General features: G+C 63.0%; 18 protein-coding genes. 8 read left to right on the top strand and 10 right to left on the bottom strand.

What is annotated here, in order from left to right; translation table 11 throughout:
* Positions 1-80: 80 nt before the first annotated feature.
* Positions 81-779 carry an aspartate/glutamate racemase family protein gene (locus LAC81_RS28580; RefSeq protein ID WP_223728057.1) on the bottom strand — a complete coding sequence of 233 codons (699 nt, stop codon included), beginning with the start codon at positions 777-779 and terminating at the stop codon, positions 81-83.
* 273 nt (positions 780-1,052) lie between these two features.
* Here LAC81_RS28580 and LAC81_RS28575 point away from each other — a divergent pair, with 273 nt between their 5' ends.
* The 5 genes from LAC81_RS28575 (at position 1,053) to LAC81_RS28555 (ending at position 6,265) form a co-directional block, all read left to right on the top strand.
* Entirely contained in the window at positions 1,053-2,582 is a 1,530-nt protein-coding gene (locus LAC81_RS28575) for an ABC transporter substrate-binding protein (RefSeq protein WP_223728056.1), read from the top strand.
* A 122-nt stretch (positions 2,583-2,704) separates the two neighbouring features.
* Entirely contained in the window at positions 2,705-3,646 is a 942-nt protein-coding gene (locus LAC81_RS28570; protein WP_223728055.1) for an ABC transporter permease, read from the top strand.
* Positions 3,646-4,515, top strand: coding sequence for an ABC transporter permease (locus LAC81_RS28565; RefSeq protein ID WP_223728054.1), 870 nt, complete (start codon positions 3,646-3,648; stop codon positions 4,513-4,515). Before LAC81_RS28570 ends, LAC81_RS28565 begins: the two co-directional genes overlap by 1 nt.
* A 3-nt stretch (positions 4,516-4,518) precedes the next feature.
* On the top strand, positions 4,519-5,727 hold the full coding sequence (locus tag LAC81_RS28560; RefSeq protein ID WP_223728053.1) for an amidohydrolase/deacetylase family metallohydrolase: 1,209 nt from the start codon (positions 4,519-4,521) through the stop codon (positions 5,725-5,727).
* 22 nt (positions 5,728-5,749) lie between these two features.
* Positions 5,750-6,265, top strand: coding sequence for a RidA family protein (locus LAC81_RS28555; RefSeq protein ID WP_419195865.1), 516 nt, complete (start codon positions 5,750-5,752; stop codon positions 6,263-6,265).
* A gap of 15 nt (positions 6,266-6,280) precedes the next feature.
* On the opposite strand, the gene LAC81_RS28550 is transcribed toward LAC81_RS28555, so the two are convergent.
* On the bottom strand, positions 6,281-7,087 hold the full coding sequence (locus tag LAC81_RS28550) for an IclR family transcriptional regulator (RefSeq protein ID WP_223730345.1): 807 nt from the start codon (positions 7,085-7,087) through the stop codon (positions 6,281-6,283).
* Between the two features lie 217 nt (positions 7,088-7,304).
* On the opposite strand from LAC81_RS28550, the gene LAC81_RS28545 reads away from it, so the two are divergent.
* A complete protein-coding gene (locus LAC81_RS28545; RefSeq protein WP_223728052.1) occupies positions 7,305-8,504 on the top strand; it encodes an aminotransferase class V-fold PLP-dependent enzyme in 1,200 nt (399 codons plus the stop codon).
* Positions 8,505-8,549: 45 nt separating this feature from the next.
* Complete coding sequence (locus tag LAC81_RS28540) at positions 8,550-10,385, top strand: ABC transporter ATP-binding protein (protein WP_223728051.1); 1,836 nt, start codon at positions 8,550-8,552, stop codon at positions 10,383-10,385.
* A 102-nt stretch (positions 10,386-10,487) separates the two neighbouring features.
* On the opposite strand, the gene LAC81_RS28535 is transcribed toward LAC81_RS28540, so the two are convergent.
* The 3 genes from LAC81_RS28535 to LAC81_RS28525 all read right to left on the bottom strand — a co-directional run bounded on the left by LAC81_RS28535 (position 10,488) and on the right by LAC81_RS28525 (position 12,063).
* Positions 10,488-11,036: a MarR family winged helix-turn-helix transcriptional regulator gene (locus LAC81_RS28535; protein WP_223728050.1), complete on the bottom strand. Its 549-nt coding sequence runs from the start codon at positions 11,034-11,036 to the stop codon at positions 10,488-10,490.
* Between the two features lie 13 nt (positions 11,037-11,049).
* Positions 11,050-11,508 (bottom strand): hypothetical protein, encoded by a 459-nt coding sequence (locus LAC81_RS28530; protein WP_223728049.1) that lies wholly within the window; start codon positions 11,506-11,508, stop codon positions 11,050-11,052.
* Between the two features lie 78 nt (positions 11,509-11,586).
* Positions 11,587-12,063, bottom strand: a complete 477-nt coding sequence (locus LAC81_RS28525) for an Lrp/AsnC family transcriptional regulator (protein WP_113539110.1) — start codon at positions 12,061-12,063, stop codon at positions 11,587-11,589.
* Positions 12,064-12,206: 143 nt separating this feature from the next.
* Here LAC81_RS28525 and LAC81_RS28520 point away from each other — a divergent pair, with 143 nt between their 5' ends.
* The gene (locus LAC81_RS28520) at positions 12,207-13,226 is read left to right on the top strand and encodes a 1-aminocyclopropane-1-carboxylate deaminase (RefSeq protein WP_223728048.1); all 1,020 of its coding nucleotides are present in this window, start codon (positions 12,207-12,209) and stop codon (positions 13,224-13,226) included.
* A 133-nt stretch (positions 13,227-13,359) separates the two neighbouring features.
* Here the strand turns inward: LAC81_RS28520 and LAC81_RS28515 are convergent, their stop codons facing one another.
* The 5 genes from LAC81_RS28515 to LAC81_RS28495 are packed head-to-tail and all read right to left on the bottom strand — an operon-like array spanning position 13,360 to position 20,278.
* Positions 13,360-14,205, bottom strand: coding sequence for a sugar phosphate isomerase/epimerase family protein (locus tag LAC81_RS28515; protein ID WP_223728047.1), 846 nt, complete (start codon positions 14,203-14,205; stop codon positions 13,360-13,362).
* On the bottom strand, positions 14,202-15,509 hold the full coding sequence (locus tag LAC81_RS28510) for a DUF6005 family protein (RefSeq protein ID WP_223728046.1): 1,308 nt from the start codon (positions 15,507-15,509) through the stop codon (positions 14,202-14,204). The genes LAC81_RS28515 and LAC81_RS28510 overlap by 4 nt, the downstream gene beginning before the upstream one ends.
* Entirely contained in the window at positions 15,506-16,786 is a 1,281-nt protein-coding gene (locus LAC81_RS28505) for an AMP-binding protein (RefSeq protein ID WP_223728045.1), read from the bottom strand. Before LAC81_RS28505 ends, LAC81_RS28510 begins: the two co-directional genes overlap by 4 nt.
* Positions 16,783-18,519 carry an IucA/IucC family protein gene (locus tag LAC81_RS28500; RefSeq protein ID WP_223728044.1) on the bottom strand — a complete coding sequence of 579 codons (1,737 nt, stop codon included), beginning with the start codon at positions 18,517-18,519 and terminating at the stop codon, positions 16,783-16,785. The genes LAC81_RS28505 and LAC81_RS28500 overlap by 4 nt, the downstream gene beginning before the upstream one ends.
* On the bottom strand, positions 18,503-20,278 hold the full coding sequence (locus tag LAC81_RS28495) for an IucA/IucC family protein (RefSeq protein ID WP_223728043.1): 1,776 nt from the start codon (positions 20,276-20,278) through the stop codon (positions 18,503-18,505). The genes LAC81_RS28500 and LAC81_RS28495 overlap by 17 nt, the downstream gene beginning before the upstream one ends.
* Positions 20,279-20,336: the final 58 nt, after the last annotated feature.

Below are 20,336 nucleotides of genomic sequence, written 5' to 3'. Positions count from 1 at the left end.
GACCGTAACCACATTCTCCGGTCGGGGACGTCCTCGACCGGCCCTGGCGGCCTCGCGACGGCCACTGACCATCAAGCTTCTCACGCGCCTTCGAGCGCAAGGTCGACCGCAGCCAGCGCATGGATCTCGGTCGTATCGAACACGGGGACCGGGCTATCGGCCTGTGAAATCAGCAGCATGATCTCGGTGCACCCCATGATGATCGCTTCCGCGCCCGCATCGACGAGCCGTGCGATAACAGCGCGATAGGCGTCGCGCGAACTGTCATTGACGATGCCGGCAACGAGCTCGCGATAGATGATCTCGTGCACCTTGGCGCGGTCTTCCGCCTCCGGCACCAGCACCTGGAGACCGAAGGCATCCTTCAGGCGGCCCTTGTAGAAATCCTGCTCCATGGTGAAAGCGGTTCCAAGCAGGCCGACCTTTTTGAGCCCCGCCGCCTTGATCTTCTCGGCCGTCGGGTCGGCGATATGAAGCAGCGGGATCGACACAGCAGCCGAAACATCGGCAGCCATCTTGTGCATCGTGTTGGTGCAGATCATCAGGAAATCGGCACCGCCTGCTTCCAGTCGACGCGCCGCCGCAATCATCTCCTCGGTCAGGGCCGGCCAATCGCCATGGTGCTGCAGTTGCTCGATTTCGCCGAAATCCATCGACCACATCAGCGACTTTGCCGAGTGCACGCCGCCCAGGCGCTCGCGAACCGTCTCGTTGATGATGCGGTAGTACTGTGCCGAGCTCTCCCAGCTCATGCCACCAATCAGGCCGATGACCTTCACCCTATGCTCTCCCTTTTCGAACCGGACTCTGAGCTAACAAATCGCGCGCCATCGCGATAGCTCCAGCGACCGTCTTCGCCCGCCACACAAGGCAATTTGCTGGGCGCAACGCCGGTCTCTCTCACCCGCGTTCCTTGTCCCCAACAACCGACCTTTCGGCAAAGCTGCATGACACGACGACGACAACCCGTTGACATTTCCGGTTGGGTGGACTTTTATGTTCCAAAATAAAGAATTACATAGCATAACTATGGAATATGAGGAGGAGCAAATATGAAATCGACTAAACTTGCCTTGCTTGTCGGAACCGCACTCGCGGTATCGGCATCATTCGCCTTCGCGCAGGAAAAGGGTGGCGTCATCAATGTCGCGACGGTGGGGGAGCCACCGACACTAGACCCTATGGCCTCTACCGCCGACCTCGTCGGCATCGTTTCGCAGCACATCTTCGAGACGCTCTACACCTTCGACAAGGATTGGAAGCCGACGCCGCTTCTCGCAGCCGCCCTGCCCGAGATCAGCGCCGACGGCAAAACCTACACAATCAAGCTGCGTTCGGGCGTCAAGTTCCACGACGGCACGGATCTCGACAGCAAGGATGTCGTCGCCTCGCTCGAGCGCTGGACCAAGGTCGCCTCGCGCGGCAAGCAGACAGCCACGACGATTTCGGGCATCGAGGCGGTCGATCCACTAACGGTGAAGATCTCGCTTAGCACGCCCTATGCGCCGCTCGTGTCGCTGCTCGCCTTCAACAACTCCGCAGCAATCGTGCTTCCCTCGGAAAAGCAGGCCGAGCCGATGACCGATTTCGTCGGCACCGGTCCCTACCAACTGAAGGAGCGCAAGGCGGACCAGTACATCCAGCTGACTCGCTACGACGCCTACAAGTCGCCGGAAGGCGAAGCCAACGGCTACGGCGGCGCCCGCCACCAATATGCCGACGAAATCCGCTTTGTACCGGTACCGGACCCGAACACCCGTGTCGAGGCTGCCGTTTCCGGGCAATATGATTACGTCGATTCGCTGCCGGTCGAATCCTTCGAGCGCGTGAAGGGGTCGAGCGTTTCCGATCCCGTCATGCTGCAGCCCTTCGGCTGGCCGGTCTTCGTCCTGAACTCCGGCAACGGCATGACCAAGAACCTGGACCTGCGCAAGGCGATCCGCGCCTCGCTCAGCATGGAAGACATGATGGCCGCCGCGTTCGGCACCACCGACTTCTATGCGCTCGACGCCGCCCTTTACCCGTCGCAGTTCACCTGGCGGGCCGATGCGGGCACCGAGGGCGCCTACAACATCGCCGATCCGGAAAAGGCCGGCGAACTCCTGAAGGCCGCCGGCTACAAGGGTGAGCCGCTGCGCATCCTGACGAGCCGCCAGTACGAGTTCCACTACAAGATGGCGCAGGTCGCCGCCGAGTATCTGAAGCTTGCCGGCTTTACCGTCGATCTGCAGGTGGTCGACTGGGCGACCTTGACCCAGCGCCGCGCCGACCCGACACTCTGGGACATCTACATCACCCACAGCCCCTTCCTGCCGGAACCGGCCCTCATCGGCATGATGTCGACCAAGGCTCCCGGCAACTGGGACACGCCGGCGCGCGCCAAAGCGGTCGATGCCTTCAACGCTGAATCCGATCCGGCCAAGCGCGTGGCGCTTTGGGCCGACGTGCAGAAGGTGATCTTCGAGGAAGTGCCGTTCATCAAGATCGGCGACTTCAACGCGTTGTCGGCCAAGGCAAAGACGCTGGACGGCGTCTCGCCGGCACCGTGGCCGTACTTCTGGAACGCTTCGATCAAGAAGTAAGCTCCCACCCTCCCAGGGACTTTGGCGGGCGCCCGGCCATTGGCCAGGCGCCCGCCGCAAGGGCGCGCCGCACGCCGTCCGCGTTTCGCGGTTGAGGCGCACAGGAAAGGTTCGAGGCCACCATGTTACGCTACATTATCCAGCGGCTGATGGGCATGATCGTCGTCATGGCGATCGTCGTCACCATCGTCTTCGTCATCGTCCGCGTGACGCCTGGCGACCCGGCCGCCGTCATGCTCGGCCCCGAGGCGACCCAGGAAGACATTGCAGAACTGCGCACCCGTCTCGGCCTCGACCAGTCGCTCGGTCTGCAATATGTCTACTATATCGGTCAGTTGCTGCAGGGCGATCTCGGCCAGTCGATCTTCCTCAACCAGCCGGTGACCTCGGCGCTGGCAGAGCGTGCCGAACCGACTTTCTTCCTGACCCTGTTTTCGATCCTGATCGCCTGCGCCATCGCGCTGCCAATCGGCATTTACGCCGCCTACAGGCGCGGCTCGTTCGTCGACCAGGCGGCAACGACGCTCGCGATGCTGGCGGCGAGCATCCCGAGCTTCTGGCTCGGGTTGATCCTGATCCAGGTTCTGGCGGTACGCTTTGGCTGGTTCCCAGTGTCGGGCTATGGCGGCCCGGGCTCGTCCTTTGCCGAGCGCATGTATCACCTGACCTTGCCGGCGATCGCGCTTGGTGTCGTCTCGTCTGCGCTCATCCTGCGTTTCACCCGCGCCTCGATGCTCGACGTGCTCGGCGACGATTTCATCCGCACCGCCCGCGCCAAGGGCCTTGGCGAACGCAAAGTGGTGATGAAGCACGCGCTCAAGAATGCGCTGATCCCGATCCTGACGATCATCGGCCTCACCGCCGCCGTGCTGATCTCCGGTGCCGTCGTCACCGAAACCGTCTTCGGCCTGCCCGGTGTCGGCAATCTCGTCGTCTCCGCCGTGCTTCGTCGCGACTATCCGGTCATCCAGGGTGCTCTGCTCGTGATTGCAGCACTCTACGTGCTGATCAATTTCGCGATCGACATGCTCTACCTCCTCGTTGATCCAAGGGTGCGCTACTGATGGCTATTTCCGTATCTGCCCCCACCGAGAGCGAAGGCCGCAAGTTCGTCCGCCGCCTGTTGAAGCGCAAGACCGTTGCCTTCGGCCTGATCGTGCTGACCGTCTTCGTGCTGCTTGCCGTCTTCGCGCCGCTGATTGCGCCTTACGCGCCCGGCAAGCTGTCGATCGTCAACCGGCTGCAGCCGCCGAGCCTGCAATGGTTCTTCGGCACCGATGAATTCGGCCGAGACGTCTTCTCGCGCACCATCTATGCCGGACGATTGTCGCTGCTGGTCGGCGCCGCCGTCGTCACGCTTGCAACCGTGATCGGGGTCGTGCTCGGGCTGCTGGCCGGCTTCTTTCCGAAGCTCGACACGCCGATTGCCCGCGTCATCGACGCGATGATGGCTTTCCCGGACATCCTGCTTGCGATCGCGCTGGTCGCGGCCCTCGGCCCGTCGCTGACGACCGTGATCATCGCGCTCAGTATCGTCTATGCGCCGCGGCTCGCGCGCGTGGTGCGTGCCTCGACGCTGGTGATCCGCGAGCTTCCTTATGTCGAGGCCGCCCGCGCGCTCGGCATCTCGACGCCGCACATCATGACGCGCCACGTTCTGCGCAACCTTCTCTCGCCGGTTCTGGTCCAGGGCACCTTTCTCTTTGCCCATGCGATGCTGGCCGAAGCCGGGCTTTCCTTCCTCGGCGTCGGCGTCAGCCCGGAAATCCCGACCTGGGGCACGATGATCGCCTCCGGTCGCCAATATATCGGCCAGGCCGACTGGGTGACGCTCTTCCCCGGTATCGCCATCGTGCTTTCGGTGCTGTCGCTGCAGATGGTCGGCGACGGCCTGCGCGACATGCTCGACCCCCGCCTCAGAAAGGACCTGTAAGTCATGACGAACGCAACCAACGCCGGTCCGGTGCTGATCCGGCAGGTGAAGCCCGTCGCCTTCGGCATGGCCGCACCTGCCGAAACGATCGACATCCTCGTCGATGGCGAAGGCCGCATCGCAGCCCTCGGCCCGAACATCGAGACATCAGCCGATGTCCGTCGCATCGAGGGCAAGGGTGCGTGGATTTCGCCCGGCTGGATCGACCTGCACGCCCATGTCTGGCACGGCGGCACCGACATCTCCGTGCGCCCGCAGCTTTGCGGCATGGAACGCGGCGTCACCACCATTGTCGATGCCGGGTCGGCCGGCGAAGCCAATTTCCACGGGTTTCGCGAATACATCATCGAGCCGTCGCGCGAGCGCATCAAAGCGTTCCTCAATCTCGGCTCGATCGGTCTCGTCGCCTGCAACCGCGTCAGCGAGCTCTCCGACATCCGCTCGATCGACATCGATCGCATCATCGCCTGCTACCAGGAAAACCGCGAGCACATCGTCGGCCTGAAGGTCCGCGCCAGCCACGTCATCACCGGCTCCTGGGGCGTCACGCCGGTCAAACTCGGCAAGAAGATCGCCAAGATCCTGAAGATCCCCATGATGGTGCATGTCGGCGAGCCGCCGGCGCTCTATGACGAAGTGCTGGAAATCCTCGGCCCCGGCGACATCGTTACCCATTGCTTCAACGGCAAGGCCGGTTCCAGCATCATCGAGGACGAGGACCTGTTCGAGCTTGCCGAACGCTGCGCCGGCGAGGGCATCCGCCTCGATATCGGCCACGGCGGCGCCTCGTTCTCCTTCCGTGTCGCCGAAGTGGCGATCGCCCGAGGCCTCCTGCCCTTCTCCATTTCTACCGACGTGCACCTGCGCAGCATGAACCAGTCCGTCTGGGACCTCGGAACCACCATGTCGAAACTGCTGAGCGTCGGCATGCCCTTCGAGAAGGTGATCGAGGCCGTCACCCAGGCGCCCGCTTCGGTGATCCGCCTGCCGATGGACAAACTCTTGAGCGTCGGCGCCCGCGCCGAGTTCACCCTCTTCGACCTCGTCGATAGCGAGCTTCGGGTCTTCGATTCACTCGGCACCGAAGCCCATCTCAACCGCCTCTTCGAACCGCGCTACGCGGTCATGGGCACCGACGTGGTCGCGGCCAACCGCTATCAGCCGCAGCATGTCGGATGCCCGGACCACAGCCATGGCTACGGCTACCGCTGAGCCAGGGCGATCGAATACAGAAATGACAGGACATCGCGTGAACAGTCTGGATCAGAAGAAGGGCAACCCCGTAGTTGCCTCACCCTATCAACGGCTTCAGGCCCTCGGCATCGACCTGCCGCCGGCGCCGCCGCCAATTGCCAATTTCGTGACGCATGTGCGCGAAGGCAACATGCTCTACCTCTCGGGCCAGGGCCCGCGCGAGCCCGATGGGCATCTCTATGCCGGCAAGGTCGGGGCCGATGTCGACATCGACAGCGCCTATGATCACGCACGACTGACCGGTATCAATCTGCTGGCCGTGATGCACGATGCGCTGGGGGACCTCGGACGGGTCAAGCGCATCGTCAAGATCCTCGGCATGGTCAATGCCGTGCCGGATTTCGCCGAGCATCCGCGGGTCATCAACGGCTGCTCGGACCTGATGATGGACGTCTTCGGAGCGGCCGGCAGCCATGCACGCTCGGCGGTGGGTTTCGGGTCGCTGCCCGGCAACATCACCGTCGAGATCGAGGCAATCGTCGCCCTTCACGAGTGACGACGGGAGGTCGGATCAATGGCTGCGCCAGCCCATCATCTTCTCGATCCGCTCAGCGGAAACCCTGACGTGATCGGCGTAGAACGCCCGATCGTCGAGGATCTTCTGTTCCGGCAGCACGATCGAGATCGTGGCGGCGCAATTGCCCTTGTCGTCGAGGATCGGGGCCGCGACGCAGGCAACAGCATAATCGGATTCGCCAGCCTGGATCGACAGCCGTGCCGCAAGCGCGCTCTCGGCCTGGTCGGAAAGGGCGGCCGGATCGATGTCCGCGCGGCCAGTCGGCGACGTGCGGGCGCAACGGCGGAAAAGCTCGAGCCTTTCATCGGCGGGCAGATGACCGACGAGCAGGCGGCCGGAGGCCGTCCAGTTGAGCGGCACACGGGTACCGACACGCGAGGTCACCTGGAAATGACCGGGACCGTCGGCCATGGCGAGCACCTGCATGTAGTCGCCGTCGCGGCCGCAGAGCTGGATCGTCTCGGACACTTGTCGGCCAAGGTCGTGCATCTCGCGGGTGGCGACCCCCAGGAAATCGAGCGAGCGAGCATAGGCAAGGCCGTAGTGGTAGAGCCGGTCGCCGAGCCAGACGAAACCGTCGGCATCGCGGCTGAGCAGGTTCTTTTCGACCATGTCGTCGACGATGACGTAAGCGGTAGACAGCGGTGCGCCGACCGCCTTGGCAATGGCGTAGACGCCGCTCGGGGAACCCGTCTCATAAAGGAAATCAAGCACCTGCAGGGCGCGATCCATGCCGCTCACGCGCGAACGGCGCGGCTTTCCGGTCGTTTCGATATCGTCGGTCGGCTCGACGCCCGTCATCGTCTTGTCCACTGCTTCACTCCTGCACCGCTCGAAGGGCGTGCTGCCGGTAAAATCTCGGCTTCCGCTGTCGCCGCGCCGCCGATGGCGGCCGCACCAGATGGTGGAAAGCCTCACTCATACTTCATTACTATGGTAGATATTCCGCGAAGACGGAATAGTCTATCCGCTTCGACCGCCAGAAAATCGCCTGCCAAAAAATTACATGGAGACCACTATGCCTGATCGTGACATTCGCGAAGCTCTCGGACTTCGTCCCGTTATCAACGTTTCCGGTACGATGACGGGCCTCGGCGCATCGATCGTGGTCCCGGAAGCGATTGCCGCGATGACAGGCATACTGCCGCAATTCGTCGAGATCAACGACCTGCAGCGCAAGGTGAGCCCGGTGATTGCGCGGCTGACAGGCGCCGAGGCGGGCTTTGTGACGGCGTCCTGCTCCGCCGGCATCAGTCTCGCCGTCGCCGGCACGATGACCGGCAGCGATCTGGCCGCCATCGAGCGCCTGCCGGACACGACCGGCCTCAAGAATGAAGTCATTCTCCAGATGGGCCATGTGGTGAGCTACGGCGCGCCCGTCGACCAGGCGATCCGCCTTGCCGGCGCCAAGCCGGTGATCGTCGGTCAGGCGACATCGGCCTATCGCTATCATATCGAAGGCGCGATCAACGAGCGCACCGCCTGCGCCGTCTACGTCGTCTCGCATCATGTCGTGCAATATGGCCTCGTCGGCCTCAAGGAATTTGCTGAAGTCTGCCATTCCAAGGGCGTACCGGTCATCGTCGATGCCGCATCGGAATATGACCTGCGCATCTTCCTCGAGCAGGGCGCCGACATCGTGCTCTATTCCGGCCACAAGTTTCTGGGCGGCCCGACTTCGGGCATCGTCGCCGGCAGAAAGGAGCAGGTGCGCGACACCTTCCTGCAGAACCTCGGCATCGGCCGCGGCATGAAGGTCGGCAAGGAAAGCATGCTCGGTGTGATGGCCGCACTCGAAGCCTGGGAGACACGCGACCACGCCGGCATTAGAGAGCGGGAAACCGGCTATCTGAACCTTTGGCATGAAACGCTCGACGGCCGCCCCGGCATCAAGCCGGTGATCGAAGCCGACCCGACCAACAACCCGCTCGACCGGCTGCGCGTCAACATCGATCCGCAGCAAGCCCACATCACCGCCTGGGATCTCGCCGATGCGCTGGCCCGCGGCACACCGCCGATCATCGTGCGCGACCACGAAGCCGAGCACAATTACTTCTACCTCGACCCCTGCAATCTGCATCCCGGCCAGGAGAAGGTCGTGGCCAGCCGCCTCGGCGAAGAGCTCGACAAGGCAAGAGCCTCGAACGAGATCATCGCGACGTCGCTCAGCGAACGCAACGCCCGCCGTTTCGCAGGCCTGATGCGCTGGCCTGACTGACCCACAACGACGACCAAGCACGCAGCATGTGACGGAGGAAACGAGATGACCGAGACCAAAGCCCCGCAGGACCGTTCGACGGCGCCCGTTCTCTCCGTCGAGAACCTGACGACCTCGTTCCTGGTCGATGGCGCGTGGAAGCCAGTCGTCCGGGACATCTCGTTTTCCGTGGCGCCGGGCGAAACCGTCGCGATCGTCGGCGAATCCGGCTCGGGCAAGAGCGTCACGTCGCTCTCGATCATGCGCCTCCTGCAGAAGGAGACGAGCCGGATCGAGGGCCGGGTGATGATGGGCGGGCGCAATATCCTCGGTCTGCCCGAAAGCGAAATGCGCAACGTGCGCGGAAATGACGTCGCGATGATCTTCCAGGAGCCGATGACCAGCCTCAATCCGCTGTTCACGATCGGCGACCAGATTTCCGAAGCCTTGCTCTGCCACAGCCCGATGTCGAAGGCCGAAGCGCGGGCCGAAACCATCCGGCTGCTCGAAAAGGTTCGCATCCCCTCCGCCGCCTCTCGCTTCGACGAATATCCGCATCGGTTTTCCGGCGGCATGCGCCAGCGCGTGATGATCGCCATGGCGCTGGCGAGCCGCCCGAAGCTCCTGATCGCCGATGAGCCAACAACGGCGCTCGACGTCACCATCCAGGGTCAGATCCTCGATTTGATCAAGGTGCTTCAGGAGGAAGAAGGTACCTCGGTGCTCTTCATCACCCACGACATGGGCGTGGTCGCCGAAATCGCCGACCGCACCGTCGTGATGTTCCGCGGCGACGCGGTCGAGACCGGCAACACCGAGGACATCTTCCTGCGGGCGAAACACCCCTACACGCGAGCGCTGCTTTCGGCCGTGCCGATGCTCGGCTCGATGAAGGGTGAAAGCCAGCCGATGCGCTTTCCCATCATCGACGCTTCGACCGGGCTGCCAAGCGCCGTGGCTGAGGCGACCGACACTGTTCAATCCGGTCGCAAGCCGATCCTCCAGGTGAAAAACCTCGTCAAGCGGTTCGACATCCACGCAGGCATGCTCGGCAAGCTGAAAGGCCGGGTACATGCAATCGAGGACGGATCCTTCAGCCTGCAGCCGGGCGAGACGCTGTCGCTCGTCGGCGAATCCGGATGCGGCAAGTCCACAACCGGCCGGGCCATCATGCGGCTGATCGAGCCGGAAAGCGGCGCCGTGACGCTCGATGGCCAGGACGTCCTCAAAATGGACCGCAAGCAGCTGCGCGAAATGCGCCGCACCATGCAGATGATCTTTCAGGATCCCTTCGCCAGCCTCAATCCGCGCATGACGGTGGGCGCTGCGATTGCCGAACCCTATCTCGAACACAAGCTCGGCACCACGCGACAGGCCCGCGAAAAGGTCGCCGACCTCCTGGAACGCGTCGGACTGCAGGCCGACATGGCTGCGCGCTACCCGCACGAGTTCTCCGGCGGCCAGCGCCAGCGCGTCTGTATCGCCCGTGCCTTGGCGCTCGACCCGAAGGTGATCGTCGCCGATGAATCGGTCTCGGCACTCGACGTCTCGATCAAGGCGCAGGTCATCAACCTGTTGCTCGACCTGCAGGCGAGCTTCGGCCTGGCCTATCTGTTCATCTCGCACGACATGGCCGTCGTCGAGCGCGTCAGCCACCGCGTCGCGGTCATGCATCTGGGTGAAATCGTCGAGATCGGCTCACGCGCGCAGGTGTTCGAGAACCCGCAGCATCCCTACACGAAGAAACTGATCGCTGCCGTGCCGATCGCCGATCCGACCCGTCGCCACACGCGCCGCAATGTCGCGAGCGATGAGCTGAAGAGCCCCTTGCGCGCGCCCGACTACGTTCCGGAAGCGCGGCGCTATCAGCAGATTGCCGAGGATCACTTCGTCCAGGTCTAGCTAGGGAACGGAGCCGCTCGGCTCCCTCAACGCTGCCGACTGCGGTCAAACCCCGACGAAATACGCCTCGAAGATACGCCGGTGGCTACTCCCGAGTTGCCGTCAGACCTTTTCGGGCCCCCGCCCACCGCTCCGCGGTGCGCGGCGTTTCGGCGGTGATGGCGAGGTGTCGCGCCGAATATCTTCCGCACATGCCTTTGCCAGTTCCGTGCTGCGCGACAGGAAGTCGGCGATCAGTGCCAACTCATCGCAATCATAGCGCGACCACAGCTCGAACATCCGCTGTTGCATCGGTTCATAGACGGCCTTGATCGGCGCAATGGCGTGCGGCCGGACACGGACATGCACGCGGCGCCGATCCCGCGGATCGGCAACACGCTCGACATAGCCGGCGCGCTCCAGCCTGTCGATCAGCGCGGTCGTGGCGCCGGAAGTAAGCCCCGCAACTTCGGCCAGTTCGCCTGCCGAGGCCTGTCCGCTCAGATAGATCAGATCGAGGCATTCGAGGTCCGTGGTATGCAAGCCGAAGCGTCCCGCGACGGCCTGGCTGGTCATCACGCTTTGCGCGCCCATCTGGCGGATATTGCGACCGACCTGAGCGACGAGTTCCTGCTTATCTGCCACGCTTCTATTGTTGCCCTCGTCCTTCATTGACAGCTCCTGCTCAAGCGATCGTGACAGCAATCGCAAAGGCGGCCAACATCGCCGCGGCCGTCAGGAGATCGAGCGGCAGGCGCAACCGGCTTCGGTTGCTCCACCGCCGGGCGGCCGCCGCATCGAACTCCGCGGGATCGGCACGCTCGAAGGCCAGCGCCTTCGGGATGAAGTCGAATGCCGACCAGAGACGCATCACAGCATGGCTGGTGAAGGCAATGAGCAGCCAGAAGCGAATGTCGGGCTGATGCCAGGTGATGATCAGCGCCGCTATCTGTGCCAACTCGAACGCGACATGCGCAGGTATCCAGAAGCGGCGCCGGGAAATGCCCCCGCGCACGGGCTGAATCAGATCCGGACGCTGCGGCCAGGCGACGTCCACGACGGAAAACTCATAGAGCCCACCGCCGACACCGATGAGCGTCAGCGAACCGGCAAGGCCGACCGAGGCAACCGATAGTGAAATCATCGAGAGCTCTCCCGTCCCAATTAGATGAAATTATCTTTATCGAAAAGTATCTTGATTATCAAGATATCCTCCGAGCGATCAGAACGGCAGCCGCGCGTTCTCCTTGACTTCCTTCATCACGAAGAAGGTCCGCGTCTGGCGCACGCCCGGTAGCGCGATCAGCTTCAGGCCGTGCAGCTTGTTGAAGTCCGCCATGTCGCGCACGCGGATCTTCAGGAGATAATCGAAATCGCCGGCGACAAGGTTGCAGTCGAGCACCTCCTTCATCTCCATCACCGCGCCCTCGAAGGCGGCAAAGCTTTCCGGTGTCGAGCGGTCGAGCACCACGCCGACCATCACCAGCGCCCCGAGACCGACGGCACTGGGCGCGATTTCCGCCCGGACACCGGTGATGTAGCCCTCATCGAATAGCCTCTGCGTGCGCCGATGGCAGGTGGCAGCACTCACATTCACGCGCTCGGCGAGGTCCGCATTCGACAGCCGGCCCTCGGATTGCAGGGCTCGCAAGATCTTGAGATCGATCCTGTCAAAATCATCGCTGGAAGAATCTTTCATTTATATGTCTCTCGTTCGAAGAAATTTTATTTTCTGTCGATCCAGTTTCGAAATCCAGGAAATTATTGCCGGATATTAGAGAGCACCTTTCGCGAACATTCTCCTATCGTTCTTCTATGAATCCAGCACGGAGGCGATCATCAATGTCACTGCTTGAGAAGTTCGAACGTTACCCGCTCACCTTCGGCCCGACGCCGATCGAGCATCTGCCGCGGCTGACGGCAGCGCTCGGCGGAAAGGTGGAGATCTATGCCAAGCGCGACGACTGCAATTCCGGTCTCGCCATGGGCGGCAACAAGCTCCGGAAGCTCGAATACATCGTACCCGACGCGATCGCCTCCGGCGCCGATACCCTGGTTTCGATCGGTGGCGTGCAGTCGAACCATACACGCATGGTCGCTGCCACGGCCGCGAAGATCGGCATGAAATGCGTGGTCATCCAGGAAAAGTGGGTGCCGCACTATGATGCGGTCTACGATCGCGTCGGCAACATCCTGATGACACGGCTGATGGGGGCGAACAGCCGGCTGGTCGATGACGGCTTCGATATCGGCATCCGCAAGAGCTGGGAGGACGCGATCCAGTCGGTAAAGGATGCCGGCGGCAAGCCCTACCCGATCCCGGCCGGCGCGTCCGTGCACAAATACGGCGCGCTCGGCTATGTCGGCTTTGCCGAGGAGGTAGCAGCACAGGAGAAGGAACTCGGCTTCACCTTCGACTACATCATCGTCTGCGTCGTCACCGGCTCGACCCAGGGCGGCATGATCGTGGGTTTCGCCGCGCAAGATCGCGCCGATCGCGTGATCGGCATCGACGCGTCCGGAACGCTCGAGCAGACGCGCGCCCAGGTCCGGAAGATCGTCGATTCCACTGCCGAGCTGGTGCGCCTCGGCCGGGGCATCCGGGAGGACGAAATCATCATCAATCCCGATTACGCCTACCCCGCCTATGGCGTACCATCGGAAGAGACCAACGCGGCGATCCGGTTAGCGGCTCGCACCGAGGCCATGATTACCGACCCGGTATACGAGGGCAAATCGATGCAGGGGATGATCGACCTCACCCGCAAGGGCTTCTTCCCCGAGGGGTCACGCGTGCTCTACGCTCATCTCGGCGGCGCTCCGGCGCTGAACGGCTACAGCTATTACTATAAGGACGGCTGAGCTGCGCTCTCACCGGTTGATCCATCACGCCAACCACATCCGGCCGGAGGTCGACAGGAGCAGAACATGCCGGCCCTCGCCTTCGTGGCGGATCGCCAGGATCCGCTGCGAAGGCCATTTCTTCCGAAAGTCCCTAGACGTTTGCGGTCCTGAGCGGACGCGAGCCGCCTTCGATCGCCTGGCGCACCTGCCGGCGGTCGCGTCTCAGCGTGTCCATGCAGTCACTGCCGAACCACTCCAGCGATGCATCGGCCAGCGGATCGCCGGCTAGCTCCTCAAGGAACCGCGTGTAGTCGACGGTCCCTTCGAACAAGGGCGTCATGCCCCGCCGGTTGCCGGCAGCCGCATAGACATTGGCCGGCTCGAAAACCGACAGATCTGCACGGTCGACGATGTTCTTCAGATGGTAGTGGCGGATATGCGGCTTCATGGCCCGGTGCACCGTGACCGGATCGTCCCCGCCCTCCCAGACATGCAGCGTGTCGAAATTGACGGCGAAGTGAGAATGGTCGACCTCCTCGATCAGTTGCAGGGTCGATGCCGCCGTATCGGCCAGTGTCTTCGGGTGCGTCTCGGCAAGAAGGTGAATACCGTAGCTGGCGGTGATCTCGCTGATCTCCTTCAGCCGGGCGACGACCTGCCGCCGCTCGTCTGCCCCGACGGCCTGACTGCCGCGGCTTCCGGCAAAGGTGCGGATCTTGCGGGCGCGCCAGCGGCGGGCAAGCCGGCAAAGTTCCACCGTCTTGTGCCGCAACGCTTCGGTATCGCCATCGAGCGGCAGGTAATCGCTGATCATCGGAACCGAGAGGCCATAGCCGTCGAGCCATTCGGCGTTCCGGTCCACCCGTGGCGCCAGGTTGCGCGCATGCGCCCCCCAGAGCTCGATGCCCTGGAAATCATTGGCCTCGGCCCAGGTGGCGATCTCGTCGAGCGATATCAGATGGTGCCGGAAGGTGATGGTGCAGAGCGAAACTCTCATCGTGCAGCTCTCTTCAATGGGGGAACGTCTGCGGGAAGGACGAGGTCGCACCAGAGATCGAAAACCTCGGCGAGCTTGGTTTTGAGCTTCATCTCCTGCCGGTCCGCTTCGTCGAAGCGCTCGAAAACGTCTGCCGCCAAGGCGCGATCGCCGGTCTGGGCAAGCTTCATGCAGCTGTAGTGCAGCGTCTTCAACGACTGGACCAGCGCCTCGATTTCCTCGCACCACCCTTCGAATTCTGCTGCCGGCAGCTTCAGTGCCCGCCAATAGAAGGCGAAGCCGTGCTCATAGGCATATTTGCGGATGGTGATGACGGGCAGTTCGCGCACCGCGGCGCCAAGGTCCGAAAGCGCGAGCCCGTCCCGTTCCTCGAGATGCGCGGTAACGATCGCCCTGACGGCATCGACAAGCGGATTCCGGTCCCGGATGAAGCACGCCTCGAAATAGGCCCTGAGGTCTTCCGCGTACGGTGCGCGCGCCTCGGCATTGTCGAAGACATAGCCGCCGCCGACGCTCGGCTGCATGATCGCGTGGATGACCTTTTCCTTGGCGATCTCGCCTTCCCAGCGGTAGTCCGGATCATGCACGAACCAGGTGTCGGGATCGGCGGTTTCCTGCAGCATGAGATAATGCGGAAACGGGTTCTGGTTGAACTTGTTCTCCCGCTCCGGCAGGTGGAACATGTCGAGCATGACCATGACCGAACCGGTGTCACCGCGCTGCTTCAAGAGGCCGAGCAGCACAGCAAGGTTGTCGAGCTTGATGCGCTCCGGATCGTACCATTCGACGACGGAGACCCCGTAGAGCCGCTCGAACCAGCCGCGGAAAAACTCCTGGGTGATGTCAGGCGCATGGTAGAGAAGTTCGAAACGGTCGCTGACCGCGAACTTCGCATCCCATACACCGAAATAGAACGGCCGCTGGTCCAGCCCGTTTCGCTTCAAGCCATCCGAGACGCAGCTGACGAAGCAATGGACCTTGATGTCGTAGTAGGCGTCGCCGTGCACGCCCTCGTCGCTCGTGCCGCCGGTGAGCGGGAAGCTCGGAACGACAGCCGTGGACTTCGGCAGATAGAGGGCGACCAGATCGGCAACTGTCTCGATCTCCTGCTTTGCAATCGCTTCCTCGGGCACGGAAAGCCCGTATTCGAGTTCGAGATTGAGGAAGATCTCCAGGATCAGAACGGAATCGAGATAGAGGTCCTCGTTGAGCCGCGCGTCCAGCCCGAAGCCAGCCATATGCCCATGCGCCATCTTTTCGATGAGAACGGTCTCGATCGCCGTCAGGATTTCGGTCTCGCTCATGATGCAGCACCTGCCATAGACCTGTTGAATTCACCGGCCATGTGCCGCGCCGCAACGTCGCGGCGGCTGATCTTGCCGTTCGCCTGACGGGGAACTGCATCGACCTGCAGAATCTCCATCGGCAGCTGGTGGCCGGCGAGATGGCGGCTGCACCATTCCCGCACCGCCTGCGGCTCGATCGCCTGGTCGGCGCTGAAGAGCAGCGCGACGCGCTCACCGGCGAAGCGGTCACTCTTGCGGAAGGCAACGGCATCGGTGATCGCAGGCATCGCCATGGCGGCGTCCTCAACATCCTTCGGATAGACATTGAGACCGGAGACATTGATCATGTCGTCCATGCGCGAGACGAAGACCAGCATGCCGTCGGTGCGGCGGTAACCGAGGTCTCGGGTATGAATTGCGATGCCGTCGCCGTTGCGGACGATGATCTCGGCGGCACCCTCTGCGCTGCTGCCAGTTTCGGCGGAATGGTGCGGCAGAACGAAGCCCATGTCGCCCGCGGCGGCGACATCCGGGTTGATGGCGATGCAGCCGGATTCCGAGCAGCCATATTGCTGGAACATGAACCGGCTTTTCGCGCGGATATCGGCAAACCACGGATCGGGAAGCAACGTGCCCGAAGTCATCGTCGCATGGATGCGCTCGCCCGCGGGCAGCAGCCGCGCCAGCGTGTGCAGGATCGCCGGCGATGAATAGAGCAGCGGCCGCTCTGTATCGCGCAGCACCTTCAAGAGATACTTCGGGTTCGCGGTGTCTACGATGACCGGCGTCTGGCCGCGCTTCAGCGCCACCAGAATGCCGCAGATCAGGCCATAGGAATGCGTGGTCGGGCAGGCGATGACCGGCGTCATGTCCTCCGGTTCGCGGAAGGTGCGGACGTAGCTTGCGATTTCGACGTCGATCTCCGCCCAGCTGCGTGCGACGCATTTCGGCGCACCGGTTGTCCCCGAGCTCATCTGCAGCAGCGTTCCCGGCTCCGGCTCCGCGGCGGGCCCATCGAGAACTTCGGCGGTCAGGCTGTTGTAGAAGAACCGATCACAGCCGGCACCGATCGCAAGCTTGCGGGCAGCCGGATAGGGCGTGCCCGGATGAATCGGCAAAACGCTCGCGCCTGCCTTGCGGATCGCGAAAAACAGAGACAGCCAATCGACGGTTTCCGAGAAGCAGACGGCATAGCGGCCGATGTCGCGCTGCGTAAGGCCGATCTCCGTGGCCAGCCGTGCCGATGTTTCGCTGAAATAGCTCTCGTCGTAGAGCCTGTCATCGATGCGGATCATGACTTTCTCCTTCGTTGAAGCGTTTTCGCAGCCAAGGTGTTCGGCACCGTGTGGTGGTACTCGGGCTTGGTCGCGAGGAGCTTCCTCGTCATCAGGGATTCGGTGAGAATGCGGGAGTGATCGCAGCCGAGCGCGGCCAGTCGGTCGCTCGCCCCGTGCTCGCTCTCATAGGCGGCAAGCACGCTTTGGACCCGCTGCCAGAATAGTGGTTCCGGCAGGTCGTAGCAGTGGTCGAAAAGATGGGAGATTTCGCTGAGATTGTAGACGAACAGCGTGTCCATCGCCAATTCGCGCAGCGAAGCCAGATTGTCCGTCCAGTAGAACTGGTCGGATTCGGCGTCCCTGTAGACGGGGTGCAGCGACAGGAAATCCGGCGCCTTGTCCGGCTCGCGCAGGAAGCCCGGTGAGAACTCGATGCTCTCGTGGAAATCGCGCAGGATGAGCCTGACCGGCCAGCCATCACGATGGACGAGCAGCATGTTCTGCCCGTGCGCCTCGACCGCGAGACCATGATGGACGAGCAGGTGCCAGACGGGCAGGACTGCGACTTCGATGAGCCGGTTGAGCCAGGGCATGAGGCCGAAACGCCTGATCCAATCGTCGGCGAAGGGCCGCCCGTCCGCCTCCACCATCATCAGCGCATTGAACGGGATCACCGCTTCGCCGGCCGCAAGCTTGGCTTCGGCACTCTCGCGCCAGATCGCCGCCACCTGCCCCGCCAGGGGGCCGTCACCGTCTGCAATGATGCCGGCATATTCCTGCAGGATGGTCAGGGGATAGTGCGCGGAAAAGGCCGGATCGCCGGCCACGATCCCGGCGATCCAGCGCGAAATCACCGGCGCGGTGCAGACCGAATGCGGCTCCAGCGTTCGCCGCGACGAGGTGTTGACGATGTTGAGCGGCAGCTTGAGGCTGGCGGCATGCGGACGGTTCTGGTTGAGGAGAGAGCGCACCGACTGGGTTGCCGTGTAGCGGTCGCCTACTGTGCCGAGATAGTGGGCCTCGCCGGCAGCAATCCAGCCAGGTCGCAATGTCTCGCCAAGTTCGCGCCATTGCCAGGGATGCAGGGGAACGAGGCCGAAATCACCTGGCGAAACATCAAGCCGTTCTCGCGACGCGCAGAGATGCGCCCATGTTTCCGCTCCGAGTTCGGCCTGCCAGAAGGCATCCTCGTCGCTGGGCAGGGCCTGCCGCAGATGCTTGCGCGCCACCAGCAACCAGACGAGCTGGAAGCTGTCGCCCGCTTCCGGACCGTAGGCAGCATGATCGGTAAAGGTAAAGCCGCTGCGCGCCTTGAAACAGGGGTGGTACGGGTGCCCCTCATCCAGCGCGCCCTCGAGTTCCGCGAAGGTCATCATGCGTCGGGGCCGCCCGGCGAGATGGCGCTCGTTCCACCGGCAGAAGGCGATGGTCTGCAAGAGCTCGTTAAGCAGTTTGCCGCGCGTGGGGCCGCTACCCGGCAGGGCCGAGATCAGCTGCGCCAGCGGTGGTGCAACCCAGCTGTCCGCGCCTTCACGCATCTCTACCGAATTCGGTACCAAGCGAAGCCGCGCGAAGGGGCCGATGGCGCCGCGGCAGCGATAGTCGCGACCACCGAGCGACCACTGAAACTCAACCATGTCGTCCCGGACGTGCTTGCCGGCGTCGACGATGCCTTCGAACAGCAGCGCGGCGACGAGTTGGCGAAGCACCCGCTCGTCCGATCGTCCCGGGAGATCAAGAGGCAATGGCATGATCGATCCTCGGCAGCGTCAGGACGGCCGGCAGCCGCAGCGGGTTGGGCACGGGGCGGTAGAGCGTCGGCGCGTTATTGGATTGCAGCTCGTCCACGTCGTAGAGGCGGGTCGTCAGGTTGGCCTTGGAGGCGATCGTCGGCAGGTCGAGCACATGGCGCGCGAAATCCCGACCGGCACCGGTCATCCGGGCGGCATAGCGCTCCAGGTGCAGGCGCAGTTCGCGCAGCAACAGACCCTCGTCGCAGAGCCCGTCATGGCCCATGCGGCTGACGACCGAAAAGGCCTGGTTGACGATCAGGTAGTAGGCGAAGCGATCACGGATCTCGCTGTCGGCAAAATAGAGCGACGCGATCGTTTGCGTCTCGGGAACGTGGCTGACGATCAGACTGCGATAGCGCTCCGAGAGGTAGAAGCCCTGATTGTCGCGATAGTAGCTGGCTAAGGGGTAGCCGTTGCCGACGTCCAGCAGACTGTTCTGCTGATGCGCCTCGAGCGCGATGCCATAATCGTCATAGAGGCGGACCAGCGGCTCGACGGCGCAGTCGAGATAGTGGCGGAACCAAAGAAGTGCGGCATCCGCCAGCGTTTCGCCGATGCGTGCGGCGAGCGTCCGAACCAGCCATTCGAGCCGGGAAGCCCGGCCCGGAAGCGGATCGGCCGTCAAGGCAGCAACGGTCACGATGCCCCTGCCCTTCCCACCGGCAAAAGGGTTCTCCCGCAGGATGACTTCGAAACCGCTTTCGCTGCGGTCGGGCAGGTCGAGGGTGATATAGGCCGGGTCCTGGATGATGCGGAAATTGCGGGAACGCTCGGCAAAACCGATGCGATCGATCAGCTTCGCCATGGCCACTCCCGCCTCAAGCTCCTGACGCCGGTTCAGCCGCACGGAGTTGGTAATGCGGACAGGGAGCGAGAATTTAAGCATCCAATCGGCATCGACGCCGTAGACCGTGCGCACCGAGGAGGTAGCGGTGAAGGTCGGTCCGGCAGGGCCTAGGTGGCGCAGCCTCCCCTCCCCGATCAGTGCCTGAATATCGGGATCGAGCAACAGCGCTTCCGACTGCAGCGGGTGCATCGGCAGAAGATGCTCATCGGTCCCGAGCGCGGTCGCCTCTGGGATTAGCGAACGGACAATCTCAGGAGCCGCTGTCGAGCGGGCGGAGGCGTGTCGCACGCAATCCGTCTTGGCGGCAAAATAGTGCAGCTTGAACTGGCCTCGCAGTTCCGGCGCATAAGACTCCTGCTGCCAGTAAGTCATGCCCTGCCGGCTTTTCGGCGTCGGATGCTGCCAGTGGCCGAAGACGAGGGATTGCTCCGCCTCGATGAAATGGCCGCCGACTTCCGACTCTGGCTGCGCCTTGTCGATGTAGAGTGCCGTCTGCTGATAGCTTTCAAGCACCCGCATCAGAAGCTCGAGCTCGAAGCCACGCAGGGCATCGGCGTGCGCGTCATCGACCTGGCAGTAGCATTCGTGGATGAGAATGTGCAGCGCCGATATCCGCTCGATCTGGCGCCAGGTGGCATCGGAAATGCCCCTGCCCCAGACCCTGCCGAAGTGATGCGGACCGCAGAGCGACGGCGACGTCACCTCGGCGCGCAGGATCATGTGCTGCCGCGGCAGCGACCACTCGACACAGTCGAAGGCGCCGCCGCCGGCTCGATGAATGACCCGAATGCCCGGGTTCACTTCGCGCAGGTAGCAGTTTGCGAAACTTTGAAAGGTGGCGATTTCAGCGATCTGCCTAGACGATTGCATCCTGTCGATCCTCGGCACGCGACGCGCATAGCCGCGCAATGGCGTTGGCCGTTTTCGA

The organism is Ensifer adhaerens (assembly GCF_020035535.1).
GTDB lineage: Bacteria > Pseudomonadota > Alphaproteobacteria > Rhizobiales > Rhizobiaceae > Ensifer.
This window is presented reverse-complemented; position numbering and strand designations above follow the sequence as displayed.

Bases quoted from the DNA above. Each gene is read 5' to 3' on its own strand.
- LAC81_RS28575 (WP_223728056.1), top strand. From the start codon at position 1,053: ATGAAATCGACTAAACTTGCCTTGCTTGTCGGAACCGCACTCGCGGTA.
- LAC81_RS28570 (WP_223728055.1), top strand. From the start codon at position 2,705: ATGTTACGCTACATTATCCAGCGGCTGATGGGCATGATCGTCGTCATG.
- LAC81_RS28565 (WP_223728054.1), top strand. From the start codon at position 3,646: ATGGCTATTTCCGTATCTGCCCCCACCGAGAGCGAAGGCCGCAAGTTC.
- LAC81_RS28560 (WP_223728053.1), top strand. From the start codon at position 4,519: ATGACGAACGCAACCAACGCCGGTCCGGTGCTGATCCGGCAGGTGAAG.
- LAC81_RS28555 (WP_419195865.1), top strand. From the start codon at position 5,750: ATGACAGGACATCGCGTGAACAGTCTGGATCAGAAGAAGGGCAACCCC.
- LAC81_RS28550 (WP_223730345.1), bottom strand. From the start codon at position 7,087: ATGACGGGCGTCGAGCCGACCGACGATATCGAAACGACCGGAAAGCCG.
- LAC81_RS28545 (WP_223728052.1), top strand. From the start codon at position 7,305: ATGCCTGATCGTGACATTCGCGAAGCTCTCGGACTTCGTCCCGTTATC.
- LAC81_RS28540 (WP_223728051.1), top strand. From the start codon at position 8,550: ATGACCGAGACCAAAGCCCCGCAGGACCGTTCGACGGCGCCCGTTCTC.
- LAC81_RS28535 (WP_223728050.1), bottom strand. From the start codon at position 11,036: ATGAAGGACGAGGGCAACAATAGAAGCGTGGCAGATAAGCAGGAACTC.
- LAC81_RS28530 (WP_223728049.1), bottom strand. From the start codon at position 11,508: ATGATTTCACTATCGGTTGCCTCGGTCGGCCTTGCCGGTTCGCTGACG.
- LAC81_RS28525 (WP_113539110.1), bottom strand. From the start codon at position 12,063: ATGAAAGATTCTTCCAGCGATGATTTTGACAGGATCGATCTCAAGATC.
- LAC81_RS28520 (WP_223728048.1), top strand. From the start codon at position 12,207: ATGTCACTGCTTGAGAAGTTCGAACGTTACCCGCTCACCTTCGGCCCG.
- LAC81_RS28515 (WP_223728047.1), bottom strand. From the start codon at position 14,205: ATGAGAGTTTCGCTCTGCACCATCACCTTCCGGCACCATCTGATATCG.
- LAC81_RS28510 (WP_223728046.1), bottom strand. From the start codon at position 15,509: ATGAGCGAGACCGAAATCCTGACGGCGATCGAGACCGTTCTCATCGAA.
- LAC81_RS28505 (WP_223728045.1), bottom strand. From the start codon at position 16,786: ATGATCCGCATCGATGACAGGCTCTACGACGAGAGCTATTTCAGCGAA.
- LAC81_RS28500 (WP_223728044.1), bottom strand. From the start codon at position 18,519: ATGCCATTGCCTCTTGATCTCCCGGGACGATCGGACGAGCGGGTGCTT.
- LAC81_RS28495 (WP_223728043.1), bottom strand. From the start codon at position 20,278: ATGCAATCGTCTAGGCAGATCGCTGAAATCGCCACCTTTCAAAGTTTC.